Consider the following 17,838-nt stretch of genomic DNA (forward strand, 5'->3'; position numbering starts at 1 on the left):
GCGAGACCCAGGGGTCCAGCGTGCGCATGTAGCGGTCGTCGGGCAGGGTCTCGTCGCCGGTGGTGGGGTGGGCGGCGTCGCGTTTGATCGGGATGTGGGTGTGTTCGGGGACGTAGAACGTGGTGAAGCCGTGCTCGTCGGCCAGCGTGGCCGCCGCGGCCGGGGTGATCCCACGATCAGAGGTGAACAACACCAAACCAAAGTCGAGGCCACGGTGTGGGTTGTCAGATAGTGGGCTGTCAGACGCAGCGGATTGACTGGACACTAGTCCAGTTTAGGCAGGCGGTTGACGATCAGGCAATCTCCGACTGAAAGTGGTTGCCAGAAAACGCTATTGGCATTTTCATCGAGCTCGTCGGGACGGATATGGTGCCAAACCGGTGCTTTCTGACGTTGAAACTGGACCCACAGCAAGACATGTGTCCAGTCCAATCGGAAAGACGCGGATCTGGCATTCGCGAGTGGGCGAGTGCTGGTCCGATGGGGCTAACACCACCCTCTTGCCGAGATCTACATGAAGGTTGTGATCCGTGCGTTGACACGAAACTGCGCCGCCGTCGCGTCGATCTCGCGACGAGCAGCCCGAGCCGCCGGGTCAGCCCGCGCCTTTGCCGTTGTCCACCCGGTAGACGGCGCCGTGGATCGCCGCAGCGTCGTCGCTGGCCAGGAACGCGATCGTCTTGGCCACATCGACGGTTTCCATGAACCCGCGAGGTGAGGCGATACGCATGATCAGGTCCCAGTCGGCGTTCTCCGGTGCCTGGAACTCCGTGGCCTGCGCGGTCGGCATGCCCCCGGGGCAGATCGCGTTGACTCGAAGCCGCTCCTTGGTGAACTCGACGGCCAGGGCGCGGGTCAAGCCGATCAACCCGTGCTTGGCCGCGCAGTAGCCCGCCGAGTACACCTCACCCTCGACGCCGGCGATCGACGACACGTTGACGATGTTCCCGCCGGTCTCCAGGAGGTGCGGCAGGGCCGCGCGGCACAGGTAGAAGGGTCCGTTGAGATTCACCGCGAGGTCGTTGTCCCAGTTTTCGTCTGACGTCGTCATCGTGTGCCGCATCTGGTGGAAGCCTGCGACATTGGCGAGAATGTCGAGACGCCCGAAGTGCGCGACACAATCCGCGACGGCCTGCGCGCAGGCCTGCGGTGACGAGATGTCCACCGAGGAAAAGGCTCCGCCCGGAACGTCGGCGAACACCTCTGTCATGCGCGAGGCATCCCTGGCGATGCCGAAGACCTTCGCCCCCCGCTCGGCGAACAACCGGGCCGTCGCCGCGCCCAGACCTGCTGACGCACCGGTGACCAACGCGACTTTCCCGCTCAACTGAGTCATGCCCACGACCTTCTCACGGCCGCTGCAGCGGTCAGACAGTGGCGCGGGGTGCGACCGGGGGAACCGCCGCCAACAGGTCACGGGTGTACTGCTGCTCGGGGGCGGCGAACAGGTCGTCGGCCGGCCGGTTCTCGACGACCGCACCGTCGCGCATCACCAGCACGTCATGGCTGAGGCGGCGGATCACCGCGAGGTCATGGCCGATGAGCAGATAGGTCAGCCCGAGTTCTCGTTGCAGGCGCGACAGTAGCTCGAGCACCCTCGCCTGCACGGACACGTCCAGCGATGCGGTGGCCTCGTCGAGGATGAGCAGATCGGGCTCGGCGGCCAGCGCACGGGCGATGCTCACCCGCTGGCGTTGTCCACCCGAGAGTTCGTGCGGGTACCGCTGGGCGAACTCGGTTGGCAGCCCGACGAGTTCGAGCAGTTCGGCGACGCGGTCGCGACGCGCCCCGGCGCCATCGACCAGTCCGTGCACCCGAAGCGGCTCCGAGACCGAGGTGTCCACTCGGGCGCGAGGATTCAGCGATGAGAACGGGTCCTGGAACACCAGGCCGATGCGTCGGCGCAGCGCCCTGCCCGCCGCCCCCTTCGCGTGCAGGATGTCGGTGCCGTCCAGGGTGGCACTTCCACCATCTGGTTTGACCAGGCCGGTCAGTGCGGCTGCAACGGTGGACTTGCCCGAACCGGATTCACCCACCAGCCCCAGCGTGGTCGCACGGCGAATCCGAAACGACACGTCCTTGACCGCATGCACCGTCGAGCGTCCCACGGGCGTCGACACGGCGAATCGCACATCGAGTCCGTCGACCTGCAGCAGCGGCTCGGCATCGGTCACCGCAGCCGGCCCGGAGCGGTCGAGAACCGGTCGTGCGGCGAGCAACTCGCGGGTGTACTCGTCGCGCGGGTGGTCGAAGACCTCCATGATCGGGGCCTGTTCGACGGCGGCACCGTGGCGCAGCACCGTCACGTCCTGGGCCACCTGGCCGATCACCCCCAGGTCGTGGCTGATCCACACCACCGCGGTCCCGAAATCCCGCTGGAGAGCCCGCACCAGTTCGATGATCTGGGCCTGGGTGGTGACGTCCAGTGCGGTCGTCGGCTCGTCGGCGATCAGCACTTCGGGGTCACACGCCAGCGCGATCGCGATCATCACCCGCTGGCGCTGGCCGCCGGAGAGTTGGTGCGGGTACGCGTGCAGACGCATCTGGGGATCGGGCAGGCCGACCGCCTCGAGCAGCTCCAACGCGCGGGTGTTCGCTTCCCGGCGCGTCATTCGGCGATGTGTCTCGAGGGATTCGGTGATCTGACGTTCGATGGTCAGCAGGGGGTTCAGGGAGGTCCCGGGATCCTGGAAGACGAAACCGATGCGCGCTCCGTGCACGCGACGCAGTGTCCGCGCAGGGGCGCCCACCAATTGGACCGGTTCGCCGGTCGGGTCTTCGAGAGTGCTGATGCCCGACACCCGCGCGCCCGGGGCGTCGAGCAGGCCGGTGGCCGCCAGGACCGTCATCGACTTGCCCGACCCGGACTCACCCACGATGCCCAGGGTCTGCTCCCGGTGGACGTCGAACGACACACCGTCGACGAGCGTGCGCGGCCCGATGCGTACACCGAGGTCGCGGACACTGAGCACGGGCGGGGGACTGGTCACTCGCGCCTCCGGGCCTCGATCATGGTGCGCTGCTTGGGATCGAGCACATCACGCAACCCGTCGCCGAACAGGTTGAATGCGAGCACGATGACGAAGATCGCGGCACCCGGGAAGACGGCCATCCACCACGCCAGCGTCACGAATCCCTGGGAGTCGAAGATCATTCTGCCCAGCGACGGTTGCGGGGGCTGGATTCCCAGCCCGAGGAACGACAGTGCGGCCTCAGACAGGATGGCGAAGGCCAGGGAGAGAGAGGTCTGCACGATCAACGGACCGGCGATGTTGGGCACGATGTGGCGCCGCAGGATGTACAGGTCGCCGGCGCCCATCGCCCGCGACACCGCCACATACGGTTCGGTGCGCACCCCCAGAGTGCTGGCCCGCGCCACCCGCGCGAAGATCGGCGTGAACACGATGCCGATCGCCAGGATGGTGGTGGTCACTCCGGGTCCGAGGATGGCGACGATGGCCAGCGCCAGCAGCAGCACCGGGAACGCGAACATCACGTCGACAACGCGCATCAGCACGGTGTCGAGCCAGCCGCCGCGATATCCGGCCAGCACGCCGATGGTCAACCCGACCACCACGGCGAACGTCACGCTCACAACGGCGATCTGCATGGACGCCTGGATGGCGACCAGAACCCGGGACAACACGTCTCGGCCCAATTCGTCGGTGCCGAACCAGTGATCGCCACCGGGAGGTTGCAGAGCGTTGGGAACATCGATGTCGTTGACACCGAACGGCGCAATCCAGTTCGCGGCCACCGCGACGACGGCCACCGCGGCCAACGTCAGCGCGCTGATCAGAGTGATGGGATTTCGCGCGAGCAGTCGCCACGACGCCACCCTCGTCGAACCGGTGCTCTCCGTTGTCGTCATGCCAGCCTGATCCTCGGGTCGACCACCGCGTAGAGCACATCGACGAGCAGGTTGATCAGCAGGAAAAGCGCGGCGATCAGGAGCACCGCGCCCTGGATCAGCGGGTAGTCCCTGGCTGCCACGGCGTTGAAGACCAGCCGTCCCAGCCCGGGCCAGGCGAACACCACCTCCACGACGATGACACCGCCGAGGATCGTCGCGAGCTGGATCCCGGTGATGGTCAGTATCGGTACCAGCGCGTTGCGGACGGTGTGGCGCAGCGTGACCACGCGCGGTGACAGGCCCTTGGACCGCGCGGTGCGCACGTAGCCCATCGCGGCCACCTCGAGCACGGCCGACCGGACATAGCGGGTCATGATCGCCGCCGCCACGACGCCGACCGTGAGGGCCGGCAGGATGATGTGGCGCAACCAGCCGCCGGGGTCGCCGAACAGCGGCCGGTACCCCGAGGTCGGCAGCCAGCCCAGCGTCGTCGAGAAGAGGGCGATCAGCAGGATGCCCAGCCAGAAATCCGGCACCGAGACGCCGAATTGGCTTGTGATGCGGACGATTCCGTCGCTGACCCGGCCTTCGCGCAGCGCCGAGTAGATGCCTGCAGGCAACGCGATCAGCAACGCGATCGCCATTCCGGCGAATCCCAGCGACAGCGTCGCTGGCAGTCGCTCCAGCAGTGTCACGGTGACGGGGTCGCCATTGCGGAAGCTGACCCCGAGATCGCCGGTGAGCGCCGATCCGAGGTAGCCGAAGAACTGCGAGACGATCGGGCGGTCCATCCCGCTGGCGGCGCGCAGCGCGTCGTAGGACTCCGGGGTGTAGCGGGTGCCCAGGGCGATGCGGACCGGGTCCCCGGGCACCAGATGCACCAGTGCAAAAACCAGCACCAGCACACCGAACAGCACGACGGCCGAATACATGAGCCTGCGTGCGACGAACCGGACGATCGGATGGGTCAGCAGGGACGTAGTGGACGAAGCGGACGTAGTGGACGAAGCGGACGAAGCGGACATGGCTAGGCATCACCGTCCGACGCCAGCGACGCGTCGCGGAACCGGACCGCGCCGTCGCGGCGCGCCTCATACCCCGTCAGCGCCGGATTCCAGGCCTGGATCACCGACGGGTTGTACAGGTAGATGTAGCTGACCTGGTCGGCGATCAGGGTGGCGGCCCTGGCATAGATGTCGGCCCGCACGGCGCGGTCGGTCTCGACCCGGCCCGCGTCGAGCAACCGGTCGACCTCGGGATCGGAGAACTTCTGCGCGTTGCTGGTGCCGTCGGTGTGGTGTTGGGCGTAGTAGAAGTCGTCCGGATCGATGTTGCCCAGCCATCCCATCATCAACATGTCGAAGTTGCCGGAGTTCTGCTCGTCTAGCCAAGTGGCGAAGTCGACGGTGCGGATGTCGACGGTGATGCCCAGTGGCGCAAGGTTATCGGCGATGATCTGAGCCGACGTCACGGTCTCGGGGTACTCGTTGGTGACCAGCATGTCCAGATTCGTCGGCGCCGCGCCGGCCTCCTGCAGTAGTTCCCGCGCCCTGTCGATGCCGCCGTCGCGGTACCGGTCGTAGGGCGTGTACCAGGGATTGCCCTGCGGGATGGCGAGTTCGTTGAGCGCGGCGGTGCCGTAACTGGTGGCCTGCACGATCGCCTGCCGGTCGACCGCGTAGGCGATCGCCTGTCGCACCCGGACGTCGTTCCACGGCGCACGGGCCTCGTTGAGAGCGAGATACCAGTAGTCGTTGCTGGGGGTCACCGCCAGCTCGATGGAATCGTCCTCGCGGAGTTGTGCGACCCGCTGCGGCGGAACGGAGTCGGTCCAGTCGATCTCACCGGCCTGAAGAGCAGACAGCGCGGTGGACGGTTCGGAGATGAACCGGAACGTCACCCCGGTGATCTCCGGTGCGCCGTCCCAGTAGTCCGGGTTGGCCGCCAGCGTGATGGAGTCGCCGCTGCGCTGGTCGCGGAAGCTGAACGGTCCGGTTCCGATCGGCCGGGTGGCGATCTGTCCATTCTCGACGTTCTCGCGCGACACGATCGCCATGCCCTTGAACCCACCGAGGTTGGTGAGCATGTTCGGGGTCGGACGATCCGTCCGGATCACCACCGTCAACGGGTCGGGCGCTTCGACGGCGGTGACCGCGCTGAACTTGTCGGAGTTGGTCAACTCCTCGTCGATGATCCGGCGGTACGAGAACACCACGTCATCGGCGGTCAGCGGGGTGCCGTCGTGGAAGACGACGCCGTCACGCAACCGGAAGGTCCAGGTGAGTTCGTCGGGACTGACCTCCCAGGACTCGGCCAGAGCAGGCTGCATCTCGAGGTTCTCGTCGGGTTCGACCAGTGTGTCGAACACGTTCTCGAGAACCTCGAACGAGAAGTACGCGGAGGTCTTATGCGGATCCAGTTGGTCGGGCTCACCGGCGATGGCAGCCACCAGTCCGTCGGCGCCGGCACCGAGGTCAACCCGTTGCCCCGTCGAACAGCCGGTCAACGCCACGACAAGGGTGAAGAAAGCTGCAGCAACGCGGAGGACAGCGGTCGACACCGCCGTTCTCGACATATGCACCACCCTGGGATTCGAGTTCTGCCTCGACCTGACTACCCATCGGTCGTGAGGACAAACGCGTGACTTTGTCCACCCGCGACTGAAATACTCGACGACGTGAAGCTCCTGCGCGGCCTCGTCGCCGCTGTCGTCGTCGTCGGGACCGCAGTAGGGCTCCCGGCCCCCGCCCATGCCGCGCAGGTCATGGAAGGTGTTTTCGACTACACGCCGGCCGAGGGTGCGGCCGGCACCTGGAGTATCTACCCGTCGTGTGTGCCGGTCGTCGGCGATCTCCGCGAACCGCTCTACCTGCCCGTCGGGTGCCGGCTGAAGGTCTCCGCGTCGTCGGGCCTGCCCAGCGGTGACGCCAGGCTGGTCGGGGGACGGTGGAGCTTCAGCGTGCCCCAGAAGGAAGGTATCCAGTGCGCGGACGGCACCTGGGAGCCGACCGTCGAGGAGTTCACGTTCGACGACGCCACGATGTCCGGAACGCGCAGCGTCTCCCACTCGGGGGCGTGTGGCACCGCGCCTGCCCTCATCAACACACCGTTCACGCTGGCGTTCAAGGAACCGCTGCCGATCCCGGTCGACCAGTACCCGTTGATCTGCGAGCCGGGCGGACTGCGACGCTGCTTCTGACGCTGGTCTCCAGCTGCCCCGATCAGGACATGGCAGACCTACGACACGAGAGGCGGTGCGTGTGAGCGGATCCGACGTCAAGCGAGTGGTGATCTGGGGAACCGGATTCGTCGGCAAGATGGTGATCGCCGAGATCGTCAAACACCCGAACTTCGAACTGGTCGGTGTCGGGGTCAGCAATCCGGACAAGGTCGGTCGTGACGTCGGAGAGCTCTGCGGGCTCGGTCGCACCCTCGGGCTGACCGCCACCGACGACGTCGAGGCGCTGATCGGCCTGCGCCCCGACGCACTCGTCCACTACGGCCCGACGGCCGCGCACGCCGAGGCCAACATCGAACTGATCACCCGCTTCCTGCGCGTCGGCATCGACGTCTGCTCGACGGCGATGACACCGTGGATCTGGCCCACGATGAACCTCAACCCGCCGAACTGGATCGAGCCGATCACGGTGGCGTGCGAGCTGGGGGAGTCGTCGTGTTTCACCACCGGCATCGACCCCGGATTCGCCAACGACCTGTTCCCGATGACACTGATGGGGTTGTGCTCGGAAGTGCGCCGGGTCCGGGCCTCCGAACTGCTGGACTACACCAACTACGAGGGCGACTACGACCGCGAGATGGGCATCGGCAGACCGCCCGAGTACCGGCCCATGCTGGAGAATCCCGACATCCTGGTGTTCGCCTGGGGGGCAACGGTTCCGATGATCGCCGACGCGGCGGGAATCATGCTCGACGACATCACCACCACGTGGGAGAAATGGGTGACTCCGGAGGCGCGCAAGACCGCCAAAGGCGTCATCGAACCGGGCAACGTGGCCGCCGTTCGGTTCACCATCAACGGCGTGTACCGCGGCGAGACCCGCATCCAGCTCGAGCACGTCAACCGGATCGGCAACGACGCCGCACCCGACTGGCCTTCGGGCAACGAGAACGACGTCTACCGCGTCGACATCGAAGGCACCCCGAGCATCTTCCAGGAGACCGCGTTCCGGTTCACCGACGGGTCGGGGCGCGATGCCGCTGCCGCCGGCTGTCTGGCCACCGGGTTGCGCGCCCTCAATGCGGTGCCGGCCGTCAACAACCTGTCGCCGGGCTGGGTCACCGCTCTCGACCTACCGCTGATCCCGGGTGCCGGCACCATCCGCTAGCAGCACCTCCTCGAGCCTGCGCTGCAGAAAACGCCGGGTCTGGGCGTTCCGTACCCGGGTGACGGCGAGCCGATACTGATCAGCCGCCTCGGACGTTCGACCCAGCCGACGCAACAGGTCCGCGCGTGCCGCCGCGAGTGTGTGTCCTTCGGCGACCCGGGAATCGGTCCCGACGGCGTCGAGTTCGGCGAGTCCGACCTCAAATCCACAGAGAAAGCCCACTGCCACAGCTCGATTCAGGCGTACTGCGGGTGAGGCCGACCATGTCGTCAGCTCGTCATAGGCCGCGACGATCACCCGCCAGTCGGTCGTCTCCCAACTCGGCGCGCTCGCGTGCGCCGCGGCGATTCCCGCCTGCGCCAGGTAGGGCCCACGGCCGAGCGACGCCGCGCGTCGCAGATGTGACATCCCGTCGGCGATCAACGCAGCATCCCATCTACTGCGGTCCTGCTCCTCGAGGGGAACCAACTCACCGGTCGGGCCGACACGCTGGGCGCGCCGGCTGTCGTCGAGAAGCATCAAGGCCAGCAGCGCATGTGCTTCGGACTCGTCCGGCATCAACTCGCACAGCAGGCGTCCGAGTCGGACCGCCTCCGTGCACAGTTCGGCACGCACGACGTGGTCACCCTCGGTCGCGAAGTAGCCCTCGGCGAAGACGAGGTAGACAGCAGCCAGCACATCGGTGACCCGGTTCGACAACAGATGTCGGGGCGGCACTCGCAGTGGTATACCCGCGGTGCGAATCTTGGCTTTGGCTCTGGTGATCCGTTGCGCCACAGTCTTTTCCGGCTGCATGAAGGCTCGGGCGATCTCCACCGTGCGAAGCCCGCAGACCAACCGCAGCGTCAACGCGACGCGCGCGTCCGGTGGGAGGGCCGGATGGCAGCAGGTGAACAGCAGTCGCAGTTGGTCATCGGGCACCGGCAACACCTCACCATCAGCCGGAGGCGGGACCACTGACGACGCGTCGGTCTCCTTGGTCGCGCGCAGCGACTCGCGGCGGAGTCGATCGATGGCCCGGTTGCGGGCAGCGGTGGTGATCCAGGCGCCGGGATTCTCGGGCGGCCCGCCGCGGGGCCACGTTCGCAGAGCGTCGGCGAAAGCGTCCTGCACCGCGTCCTCAGCGAGCCCGATGTCGCCCACGAGGCGAGCGACCGTTGCCACTGCCCGGCCGAACTGCTCGCGGTAGACCCGGTCGATGTTCACTCGCCCATGTCGACGACCCGACGCAGCTCGATACCGCCCTTGTCGCCGACCGGGATCTGCTCGGCCAGGGTCACGGCGCCGTCGCGGTCCGCGGCAGTGAAGTAGTACAGACCGTTGACCACCTCGGCGGACTCCGCAAACGGGCCGTCGGTGACCACCTTCTGTCCGTCACGGACCCGAACCGTCGTCGCGGCGACCGCCGGGTGGAGAGCGCCACCGCCACGGATCACCCCGCCATGCTTCTCGCCGAACACCACATGCTCTTCGACGCCGCGATTCCATTCGGTGGACCCCGGATCAAGTGTCATGTCGCGTGGTTCGAAGAGCAACGCCAGCCACCAATCCGCCTGCGTGCCTTCATCCTGCCGGTAGTCCACCATCGGCCACAGCTCGACCGCGCCGCCGGCGTCGCCTGCCGCCGGGATCTGTGCGGCGAGTTCGAGCGCGTCGTCCAGGTTGTCGCGGTCGAGCACCATGATTCCCCCGATCACTTCTGCCGCCTCGACGAACGGTCCGTCGGTGACGATCGGATCCGTCGAGCCGTGGCGAACCGATATCGCTTCGCTCGCCGGGTACAGGGCGGCCCCGCCGACGATCGCCGCGCCCGCCACCTCGTCGAAAGCTGCATACCGTGCCACGTCCTCGGCGAACTCCGCGGTCTCGGGGTCCGCCATCACCGGATCTTCGCGCCAATACAACAGGGCCAAGTAGTACATGTCCGTGGATCCTTCCTGGTAGTCGCGGGGTACGAAACCCCCTTACCAAGACGACGAAGACACTCCCGCAATCTCTACACCCGCAGCCCGTCAGTTTTTGGGACGCTTGAACAGCACGACGTGTGCCAGCGGAATCTGCATCTGCTGCGGCGCGGCGGTCAGGCGTTGCGCGACACCAGCCTCGAGTCGGTCGAAGATCTCCGCCGCCCGAGCATCCGCGTTGCCGCCGGCGAGCGCGTTCGACAGCGTCGGAAACACCGATGCCCTGGCGAACCCGGCCCAGCGCGCGCCGAAAGCCGCTGCATCACTGTCTATCCGGTAGCGGCCCCAGAACCGGTCCTCGGCGTCGAAGATCTCGAGGTGTTCGATCTCGAGCCGCTCGAAGCGTCCGGAAGGTGCGAACGGCGCCGCGAAGTCGGCCGCCCGACGCCCGACCGTCGGAATGCACATCCGGGTCACCTCGTCGTCGGTGAGCAGCCCATCGGTAGCCAACTCGTTGAGCCCGGCCATCATCGCCGACAGAAGAGGCCGGTAACCGAATTCGCCGTCCTCGCCGATGGCCATCGTCGTCACGACCAGGCGGCCGCCGGGGCACAGTTCCCGGCCCCGGAACGCGATGAACTCGTGCCAGTCGTGTGCGGCCTGCTTGGCGTACGCCACACGCACGGATTCGTCGGAGCAGTAGGCCACCTGGAGGTGGTCGCCGACGACGGCGGGGACCCGGCTGAGCCACTGGATCGCCCAGGAGCTCCAGCCGAGGTTCACGCTGTCCGACGGCAGGATCTGGGAGTAGAACGACCGGCCGACCGCTGACGCGAACGTCGCGCGGTCCTTGCGCAGATAGGTGTCGGGATCCTCTTCCATCGTCCGGAACAGCGCGGTGAAATCGTTGTCCGGCTTGTCGGTGTGGACCACCAGGATGGAGTGCTCGGGACGGGTTCGCTTGCGGAGCACCGCGATCGCGGCGTTGACCGGAAGCAGTGAATTGTGGCCGGTGGATGCGCCGTAGTCGGCGATGACGATCGGCTGCGGCGCCGTCGGGATGGGCACCTCGGTGGCAGCCTGCTCGAAGACCGCGATGGCCGACTGGAGTCCGGCCGCCTGCAGGCGCGCAGCAGCGGTGTAGGAGCCGCTGTCGGCCGGCTCCGGCTGCACGACGATGCTGGACTCGGGCACTCCTTGGACGGTAGTCCTCACGCGGCGGGCGCGCCGTGGAAGCGTTCATGACACACTTTCGCGATGGCGGGACGGGTCGGTCCACGGATCGCGATCGTCAGCGCGATCCTCACGCTGGTTGTCGGCGGGGCCGGGTTCATCATCGCGATCGTGCTGAACGTCTTCGTGTTCGACGAGTTCGATGCCTACGGTGAGGTGCCGATCCCGGGTAGTGGCCGACTCCAGCTACCCGCCGGCGAAGTCACCGTCAGCTTCCACACCCTGGTGACGGGGGGCATCAACGGCGGGTTCCCGGTGCCACCTCTGGGGCTCGGCATCGAACCGCCCGAAGGCGTGCCCGAACCGATCGTGACCGAGACCATGGGGTCGACGACGTCGATCAACAGCGATGTCCGTGTCCGGATCTGGGTTGCTCAGATCCCGCAGGACGGCCTCTACGAGATCTCGACCGACGGCGATGTCGCCGGATACATCAACCCGCAATTGGCGTTCGGTCGAGACACCTCGCCGGGGTGGCTGCGGTGGACCTTCGGTGGCCTCGCCGCGGCAGGGGCAACCGGACTGATCATGGCGCTGAGCTGGCGAACGCGCTCGGGCAGACGGCCGCAACCGCTGCGGGCGCCGGTCAGCCTCGACGAGCCGAGCTGGCCGGGTCCGCTCCCGCCGCCGGTCGAGAGCTATCAGCCCACAGACCGGGGCGTGCGACTGGAGCAGCTCAAAACCCTGGCGGCGCTACGTGATTCCGGAGCACTGACCGACGCCGAGTTCGAGGCCGAGAAGCGCCGGATCCTGGGTGACTAGCTCAGCTGCTTCAGACGATGGGCAGCTCAGCTGCTTCAGACGATGGGCAGCTCAGCTGCCGCGGGCCACCCATTCGTCGTAGTGCACGATCTCGTCGCCGACCGTCGTCGTGTCGCCGTGTCCGGTGTAGACGGCCGTCTCGCCGGGCAGCTTTCCGAGCCGACCCGAAATCGATTCCAAGATGGTGGGGAAGTCGGAGAACGAGCGGCCGGTGGCGCCGGGTCCACCCTGGAACAGGGTGTCGCCGCTGAACACCGCACCCAGTTCGGGCGCGTGCCAGCACACCGAGCCGGGGGAGTGTCCCGGCGTGTGCAGTGCGCGCAGTTCGGTGCCGGCGACGCGTAGTGTCTCGCCGTCGGCGACCGGGCGGAAGTCACTGTCGGGGTGAGTCATTCGCCACAGGACGTCGTCGGCGGGGTGCATCAGCACCGGCGCGTCGAGCGCCTCTCCGAGCTGCGGCGCGACGGTGACGTGATCGTTGTGACCGTGTGTGCACACCACTGCCACCACATGCCTGCCGCCGACGGCGTCGATGATCGGTTGCGCGGTGTGGGCGGCGTCGAAGACCACCACTTCCTTGTCGTCGCCGACGAGCCAGATGTTGTTGTCGACATCCCAGCTGCCGCCGTCGAGTTCGAACGTGCCGCTGGTGACCAGTCGCTGGATCGGGCCACTCACAAGACCACCACCGAGCGCAGAACCTCACCGGCGTGCATCTTGTGGAACGCGTCCTCGATGTCGCCGAGTCCGATGCGCTCGGAGACGAACTTGTCGAGTGGGAACCGGCCCTGCAGATACAGGCTGATCAGCGTCGGGAAGTCGCGTTCGGGCAGGCAGTCGCCGTACCACGAGGACTTCAGTGACCCGCCGCGGGAGAAGAAGTCGATCATCGGCATCTCCAGTGTCATGTCCGGCGTCGGGACCCCCACCAGGACCACGGTGCCCGCGAGATCGCGGGCGTAGAACGCCTGCTTCCAGGTCTCGGGCCGACCGACCGCGTCGATCACCACGTCGGCGCCGTAGCCGTCGGTCAGATCCTGGATGGTCTTCACCGGGTCCAGTTCGCGGGCGTTGACGGTGTGGGTGGCGCCGAACTCGCGGGCCCACTCCAGCTTCCGGTTGTCCGTGTCGACGGCGATGATGCGTTTGGCGCCGACCAGTCGGGCACCGGCAATCGCGGCGTCCCCGACGCCACCGCAGCCGATCACGGCCACGGTGTCGTCGCGGTTGATCGCCCCGGTGTTGATCGCCGCGCCGAGGCCTGCCATCACACCGCAGCCGAGCAGCCCGGCTGCGGCCGGGTCGGCGGCGGGATCGACCTTGGTGCACTGGCCTTCGTGCACCAGCGTCTTGTCGGCGAACGCGCCGATTCCCAGCGCCGGGGTCAGCGGCGTGCCGTCGGTCAGCGTCATCGGCTGGGCGGCGTTGAAGGTGTCGAAACACAGATGCGGTCGACCGCGCTTGCACGCCCGGCACTGCCCGCACACCGCCCGCCAGTTGAGGACCACGAAGTCTCCCGGCTCGACGTTGGTGACCCCGGCGCCGACTGTTTCGACGACGCCCGCGGCCTCATGGCCGAGCAGGAACGGGAACTCGTCGTTGATCCCGCCGTCGCGATAGGTCAGGTCCGTATGGCACACCCCGCACGCTTGGATGTCGACGACGACCTCACCTGGTCCCGGGTCGGGGATGACGATATCCACCACCTCGACCGGCTGAGCTTTCGTCCGGGAGATCACACCTCGCACCGTCTGAGTCATAGCTACAACCTAATGGTTCGACTACGAAGTGGATCAACGTCCAAACGCATGTCCAGTGTGGGTGGGCGCGTGGCGGACTGCTGTCGAGCTCCGGCCGATGGTCCCGGAAAAGTGTCCTGAGCAGGCGGATCGGCTTACCGTAGAAGTCACATGCTTGCCGACCCCCGAACGGAACTTCTGCACGCCGCACGTGCAGCGCACCTGCGGCGCGACTGGGCTGCGAGTTATCTGGGGTTCGAAGCGGCCGCCAGGGATGCACCGCTGCACACCGACGATCTCGAGGCGTTTGCCTTCGCCGCCTGGCGGCTGGGCCACGTCAAGGAATCCAGTCGCGCCGCCGAGCGGGTGTTCTCGGAACTCACCAGAACCGATCCGGGCGCTGCGGCGATGAAGGCCAACGAGCTGGCACTGGCCTGGCTGATCCGCGGCGACATCAACATCGCCCAGGGCTGGATGCACCGGGCTCGCCGCCTGCTCGCCGGCGCCGAGGAGAGCCCGGCGCACGGCTACCTGGCCTATCTCGAGGCCGCGGTGGCGGCGGTGTCTCTGGATCTGGACACCCTCGAGATCCAGGTACGGGCCCTGCGCGAGATGGGTGGGCGGCTCGACACCCCTGCGATCTCCGCGCTGGCCCTCGTCGCCGGCGGCATCGAAGCAATCCTGCACGCGCGCACGGCCGATGGTTACGCGCTGATCGACGAGGCGATCCTGCCGCTGGTCGCCGACCAGGTTCCGATCGAATGGGCCGGCGACATCTACTGCATCGTGCTGCACCACTGTCACAAGCTTGCCGATCTGCCGAAGATGCGTGCCTGGACGCAGGCGATGGAGCAGTGGTGCGGGCTGTCGGGGTCGGTTCCCTACGGCGGCGTGTGCGACGTGCACCGGTTGCAGGCCCAGGTGGCGACCGACGACTACCGCGGACTGGCGGACCGACTCGTGCTGGCCAGCAGGGCACTCGAGGAGGCCAACGCCTGGGCGGCGGCGGAGGGGTACTACCAGCTCGGTGAGGTGCGGCGACTGCTGGGCGACTTCGACGGCGCGGCAGGCGCATTCGCGCAGGCGAGGTCGATGGGTATGGATCCGCAGCCCGGCGAGGCGCTGCTGGCGTGCCGGCGCGGTGATGCCCACGGTGCCTGGACGGCGATCCGAGTCGCGCTTGCCGGCAGTGACCGACTCGACCGAATCCGGCTGTTGCGGGCCGCGGTCGAGATCGCCCTGGGTCGTGACGCTCTGGACGAGGCCGAAACCTATTGTGCGGAACTGCAACTGCATGCCGAGGCGTTCGGCACCCCGGGCTTTCTCGCGTGGGCGGCGCACGCGCGGGGTGCGGTCGCGGTGCGGCGCGGACAGTTCGAGACAGCGTTGGAGTCGTTGCAGGTGGCGCTTCGTGAGTACCGGGTTCAACAGTCCCGATACGAGACGGCCGAGGTCTACGAGTGGATGTCGCTGGCGCGCCGGGGGTCGGGGGAATTCGCCGCCGCGGACGCCGACGCCGCCACCGCCGACGCCATCTACGCCCAACTCGGGGTGGAGCCGGCCGGCATCTGCGGCTCTGCAGCGCCGGGTCGGCTGACCCGCCGCGAGCTGGAGGTACTGGTGTGCGTTGCGCGCGGCGCGACCAATCGCCACGCGGCGCAGCAGCTGCACCTCAGCGAAAAGACCATCGGCCGGCACCTGGCGAACATCTACGCGAAGGTCGGTGTCTCGTCGCGTACCGCCGCGGCATCGTGGGCCCGCGACAACAACGTTCTGTGACACTGCCTACATCATTCGCACCACCGACCGCTGACACGATTGCATGGTCTGACCGATACCCTCGCGCGCTTCGACGGCCTAGCGTCGTGGACATGACGACAACGCACGAATCATCAGCGCTCCCGACCGACACCGGAGAGGAGTTCGCCGAGCGCATCGTCGGAACCATCGATGCCGCCAGCGTGGCCATCCTGCTGTCGATCGGGCATCAGACCAAGCTCTTCGACACCCTCGCCGATCTCCCGGCGGCCACCAGCACCCAGATCGCCGATGCCGCCGGGCTGAACGAACGGTATGTGCGGGAGTGGCTCGGCGGTGTGGTCGCCGGACAGATCGTCGACTACGACCCTGCGGCGCAGACCTATTCGCTGCCCGCACATCGGGCTGCGGTGCTGACCCGGGCGGGCGGACCCGACAACCTCGCGCGCGTCGCGCAGTTCATCCCGCTGTTGAGCGAGGTGGAGCAGAAGGTGATCGAGTGCTTCCACCACGGCGGCGGGTTGTCCTACAGCGAGTATCCGCGCTTTCACACACTGATGGCCGAAGAGAGCGGGCAGGTGTTCGACGCCGCGCTGATCGACGGAATCCTGCCGCTGGTGGACGGGCTGCCGGAGCGGCTGCGGGCCGGCGTCGATGTCGCGGACTTCGGCTGCGGCAGCGGCCACGCCGTCAACCTGATGGCGCAGGCCTTCCCGAACAGCCGATTCGTCGGTATCGATTTCTCGCAGGAGGGCCTCGCCGCCGGTGCCGCGGAGGCCCTGAGCCTCGGGCTGAAGAACGTCACCTTCGAGTCGGCCGACGTCGCCGAGGACCGCCGCACCGACGCCTTCGACGTCGTCACCGCCTTCGACGCCATCCACGACCAGGCACACCCCGCGCAGGTGTTGGCGAACATCCATCGCGCACTGCGACCCGGAGGGGTCTTCCTGATGGTGGACATCAAGGCGTCGAGCCGCCTGGAGGACAACATCGGGGTGCCGTTCGCCTCCTACCTGTACACCGTGTCGACGATGCACTGCATGAGCGTGTCGCTGGGTCTGGACGGCGACGGCCTCGGTACCTGCTGGGGCCGCGACCTCGCCACGTCGATGCTGGCCGACGCCGGATTCGACGATGTCCAGGTTCGTGAGATCGAGTCCGATCCGCTCAACTTCTACTACATCGCAGGCAAGTCCTAGCCGGGTCAGGTCCTCGACGGACAGGCAGACACCCGTACGGTCGAGGGCATGGATCTTCACACTTTGGCTTTCGAATGGACGGAGACAAGTCGCTACTGGCTCGGAGAAGTTCCGCTGCGAATCACGCTGTACATCGTGGCGGTCCTGATCGCCCGCTACGTGCTGCACCGGATGATCGACCGGGCGACCGGCCGATCCCGCAAGAAGCTCCGCGTGGACGACAACACGCCGACGAAGCCGCCGTTGCTGCGCGGTCTGCGCGATCGGGTGCCGGCGACAGCAAGCAGCCAGCAGTTGTCCGAACGCCGCCTGCAACGGGCGCAGACCATCGGGTCGGTCCTCAAGTCCACGGTGTCGATCGTGCTGTTGGTGTGGGTCATTCTCGCGATCCTCAATGTCCTCGGCGTGAACATCGCGCCGTTCATCGCCTCCGCCGGAGTGATCGGACTCGCGATCGGCTTCGGCGCTCAGAACCTGGTCCGGGACTTCGTCACCGGGGTGTTCATGCTGCTGGAGGACCAGTACGGGGTGGGTGACTTCGTCGACCTCGGCGAAGCGACCGGCGAGGTGCAGAGTGTCGGGTTGCGCATCACGACGGTCCGCGACATCGACGGCACCCTCTGGTACGTCCGCAACGGTGAGATCGCACGCGTGGGCAACATGAGCCAGGAGTATGCGGTTGCCCGTATCGAGGTTCCGGTCGCGTTGACCGCCGATGTGGACAGGGCACAACAGGTCGCCGTCGAAGCGGCGGAGGCTGCCATCGCCGACTCCGCGGTGGCGGACAAGGTCCTCGGCCGGCCGGAGATGCTCGGTGTGCAGGAGTTGTCGGCGGATCAGCTCACGCTGCGGATGACCTTGAAGACGCGCCCGAACGCGCAGTGGTCGGTGCAGCGCACGCTGCGGCGGGAGATCCTGCGCGCCTACGACGACAACGGTATCGACCTGCCGTACCCCCGCGGACGCGTGCACGCCGTGGTCGGCGACTGAGGCGCCGGTGATGGCGGCTCTCGACGCGCTCGCCGACTGGCCGGTGCCCACCGC

16 protein-coding genes and 1 pseudogene are annotated in these 17,838 nt (G+C 67.2%); 6 read left to right on the forward strand and 11 right to left on the reverse strand.

The genetic code is table 11. The features are described from left to right. The 6 genes and pseudogenes from WA965_RS05545 to WA965_RS05570 all read right to left on the reverse strand — a co-directional run. A pseudogene (locus WA965_RS05545) lies at positions 1-265 on the reverse strand (hypothetical protein); the annotation flags it as partial. Positions 266-595: 330 nt separating this feature from the next. After that, positions 596-1,336 (reverse strand): SDR family NAD(P)-dependent oxidoreductase, encoded by a 741-nt coding sequence (locus tag WA965_RS05550; protein WP_526296608.1) that lies wholly within the window; start codon positions 1,334-1,336, stop codon positions 596-598. Positions 1,337-1,367: 31 nt separating this feature from the next. Then, positions 1,368-2,990, reverse strand: coding sequence for a dipeptide ABC transporter ATP-binding protein (locus WA965_RS05555; protein ID WP_526296610.1), 1,623 nt, complete (start codon positions 2,988-2,990; stop codon positions 1,368-1,370). Next, positions 2,987-3,871, reverse strand: a complete 885-nt coding sequence (locus WA965_RS05560; RefSeq protein ID WP_526296612.1) for an ABC transporter permease — start codon at positions 3,869-3,871, stop codon at positions 2,987-2,989. The genes WA965_RS05555 and WA965_RS05560 overlap by 4 nt, the downstream gene beginning before the upstream one ends. Then, complete coding sequence (locus WA965_RS05565) at positions 3,868-4,878, reverse strand: ABC transporter permease (RefSeq protein WP_526296614.1); 1,011 nt, start codon at positions 4,876-4,878, stop codon at positions 3,868-3,870. The genes WA965_RS05560 and WA965_RS05565 overlap by 4 nt, the downstream gene beginning before the upstream one ends. A 2-nt stretch (positions 4,879-4,880) precedes the next feature. After that, positions 4,881-6,428 carry an ABC transporter substrate-binding protein gene (locus WA965_RS05570; RefSeq protein ID WP_526296616.1) on the reverse strand — a complete coding sequence of 516 codons (1,548 nt, stop codon included), beginning with the start codon at positions 6,426-6,428 and terminating at the stop codon, positions 4,881-4,883. A gap of 102 nt (positions 6,429-6,530) precedes the next feature. Between WA965_RS05570 and WA965_RS05575 the strand changes: the two genes are divergently transcribed. After that, complete coding sequence (locus WA965_RS05575; RefSeq protein ID WP_526296618.1) at positions 6,531-7,052, forward strand: hypothetical protein; 522 nt, start codon at positions 6,531-6,533, stop codon at positions 7,050-7,052. Positions 7,053-7,113: 61 nt separating this feature from the next. Continuing rightward, positions 7,114-8,199 (forward strand): NAD(P)H-dependent amine dehydrogenase family protein, encoded by a 1,086-nt coding sequence (locus tag WA965_RS05580; protein ID WP_526296620.1) that lies wholly within the window; start codon positions 7,114-7,116, stop codon positions 8,197-8,199. On the opposite strand, the gene WA965_RS05585 is transcribed toward WA965_RS05580, so the two are convergent. The 3 genes from WA965_RS05585 to WA965_RS05595 all read right to left on the reverse strand — a co-directional run bounded on the left by WA965_RS05585 (position 8,164) and on the right by WA965_RS05595 (position 11,297). Then, positions 8,164-9,405, reverse strand: a complete 1,242-nt coding sequence (locus WA965_RS05585) for an RNA polymerase sigma factor (RefSeq protein WP_526296622.1) — start codon at positions 9,403-9,405, stop codon at positions 8,164-8,166. The two genes, WA965_RS05580 and WA965_RS05585, sit on opposite strands and share 36 nt — an antisense overlap. After that, positions 9,402-10,121 (reverse strand): YciI family protein, encoded by a 720-nt coding sequence (locus WA965_RS05590; protein ID WP_526296624.1) that lies wholly within the window; start codon positions 10,119-10,121, stop codon positions 9,402-9,404. The genes WA965_RS05585 and WA965_RS05590 overlap by 4 nt, the downstream gene beginning before the upstream one ends. Before the next feature lie 90 nt (positions 10,122-10,211). Then, the gene (locus WA965_RS05595; protein WP_526296626.1) at positions 10,212-11,297 is read right to left on the reverse strand and encodes a class I SAM-dependent methyltransferase; all 1,086 of its coding nucleotides are present in this window, start codon (positions 11,295-11,297) and stop codon (positions 10,212-10,214) included. A gap of 63 nt (positions 11,298-11,360) precedes the next feature. On the opposite strand from WA965_RS05595, the gene WA965_RS05600 reads away from it, so the two are divergent. Continuing rightward, positions 11,361-12,098: an SHOCT domain-containing protein gene (locus WA965_RS05600; protein WP_526296628.1), complete on the forward strand. Its 738-nt coding sequence runs from the start codon at positions 11,361-11,363 to the stop codon at positions 12,096-12,098. Between the two features lie 51 nt (positions 12,099-12,149). Here the strand turns inward: WA965_RS05600 and WA965_RS05605 are convergent, their stop codons facing one another. After that, positions 12,150-12,776, reverse strand: coding sequence for an MBL fold metallo-hydrolase (locus WA965_RS05605; RefSeq protein WP_526296630.1), 627 nt, complete (start codon positions 12,774-12,776; stop codon positions 12,150-12,152). Then, positions 12,773-13,858, reverse strand: coding sequence for an S-(hydroxymethyl)mycothiol dehydrogenase (locus tag WA965_RS05610; RefSeq protein ID WP_526296632.1), 1,086 nt, complete (start codon positions 13,856-13,858; stop codon positions 12,773-12,775). The genes WA965_RS05605 and WA965_RS05610 overlap by 4 nt, the downstream gene beginning before the upstream one ends. 150 nt (positions 13,859-14,008) lie before the next feature. On the opposite strand from WA965_RS05610, the gene WA965_RS05615 reads away from it, so the two are divergent. From WA965_RS05615 to WA965_RS05625, 3 genes are all read left to right on the forward strand, one after another. Beyond that, a complete protein-coding gene (locus tag WA965_RS05615) occupies positions 14,009-15,616 on the forward strand; it encodes a LuxR C-terminal-related transcriptional regulator (RefSeq protein WP_526296634.1) in 1,608 nt (535 codons plus the stop codon). A 92-nt stretch (positions 15,617-15,708) separates the two neighbouring features. Then, positions 15,709-16,794, forward strand: coding sequence for a class I SAM-dependent methyltransferase (locus tag WA965_RS05620; RefSeq protein ID WP_526296636.1), 1,086 nt, complete (start codon positions 15,709-15,711; stop codon positions 16,792-16,794). A gap of 48 nt (positions 16,795-16,842) precedes the next feature. Continuing rightward, positions 16,843-17,784 carry a mechanosensitive ion channel family protein gene (locus WA965_RS05625; protein ID WP_526296638.1) on the forward strand — a complete coding sequence of 314 codons (942 nt, stop codon included), beginning with the start codon at positions 16,843-16,845 and terminating at the stop codon, positions 17,782-17,784. Positions 17,785-17,838 lie beyond the last annotated feature (54 nt).

The sequence above is a fragment of the Mycobacterium sp. genome (assembly GCF_049683935.1).
Lineage (GTDB): Bacteria > Actinomycetota > Actinomycetes > Mycobacteriales > Mycobacteriaceae > Mycobacterium.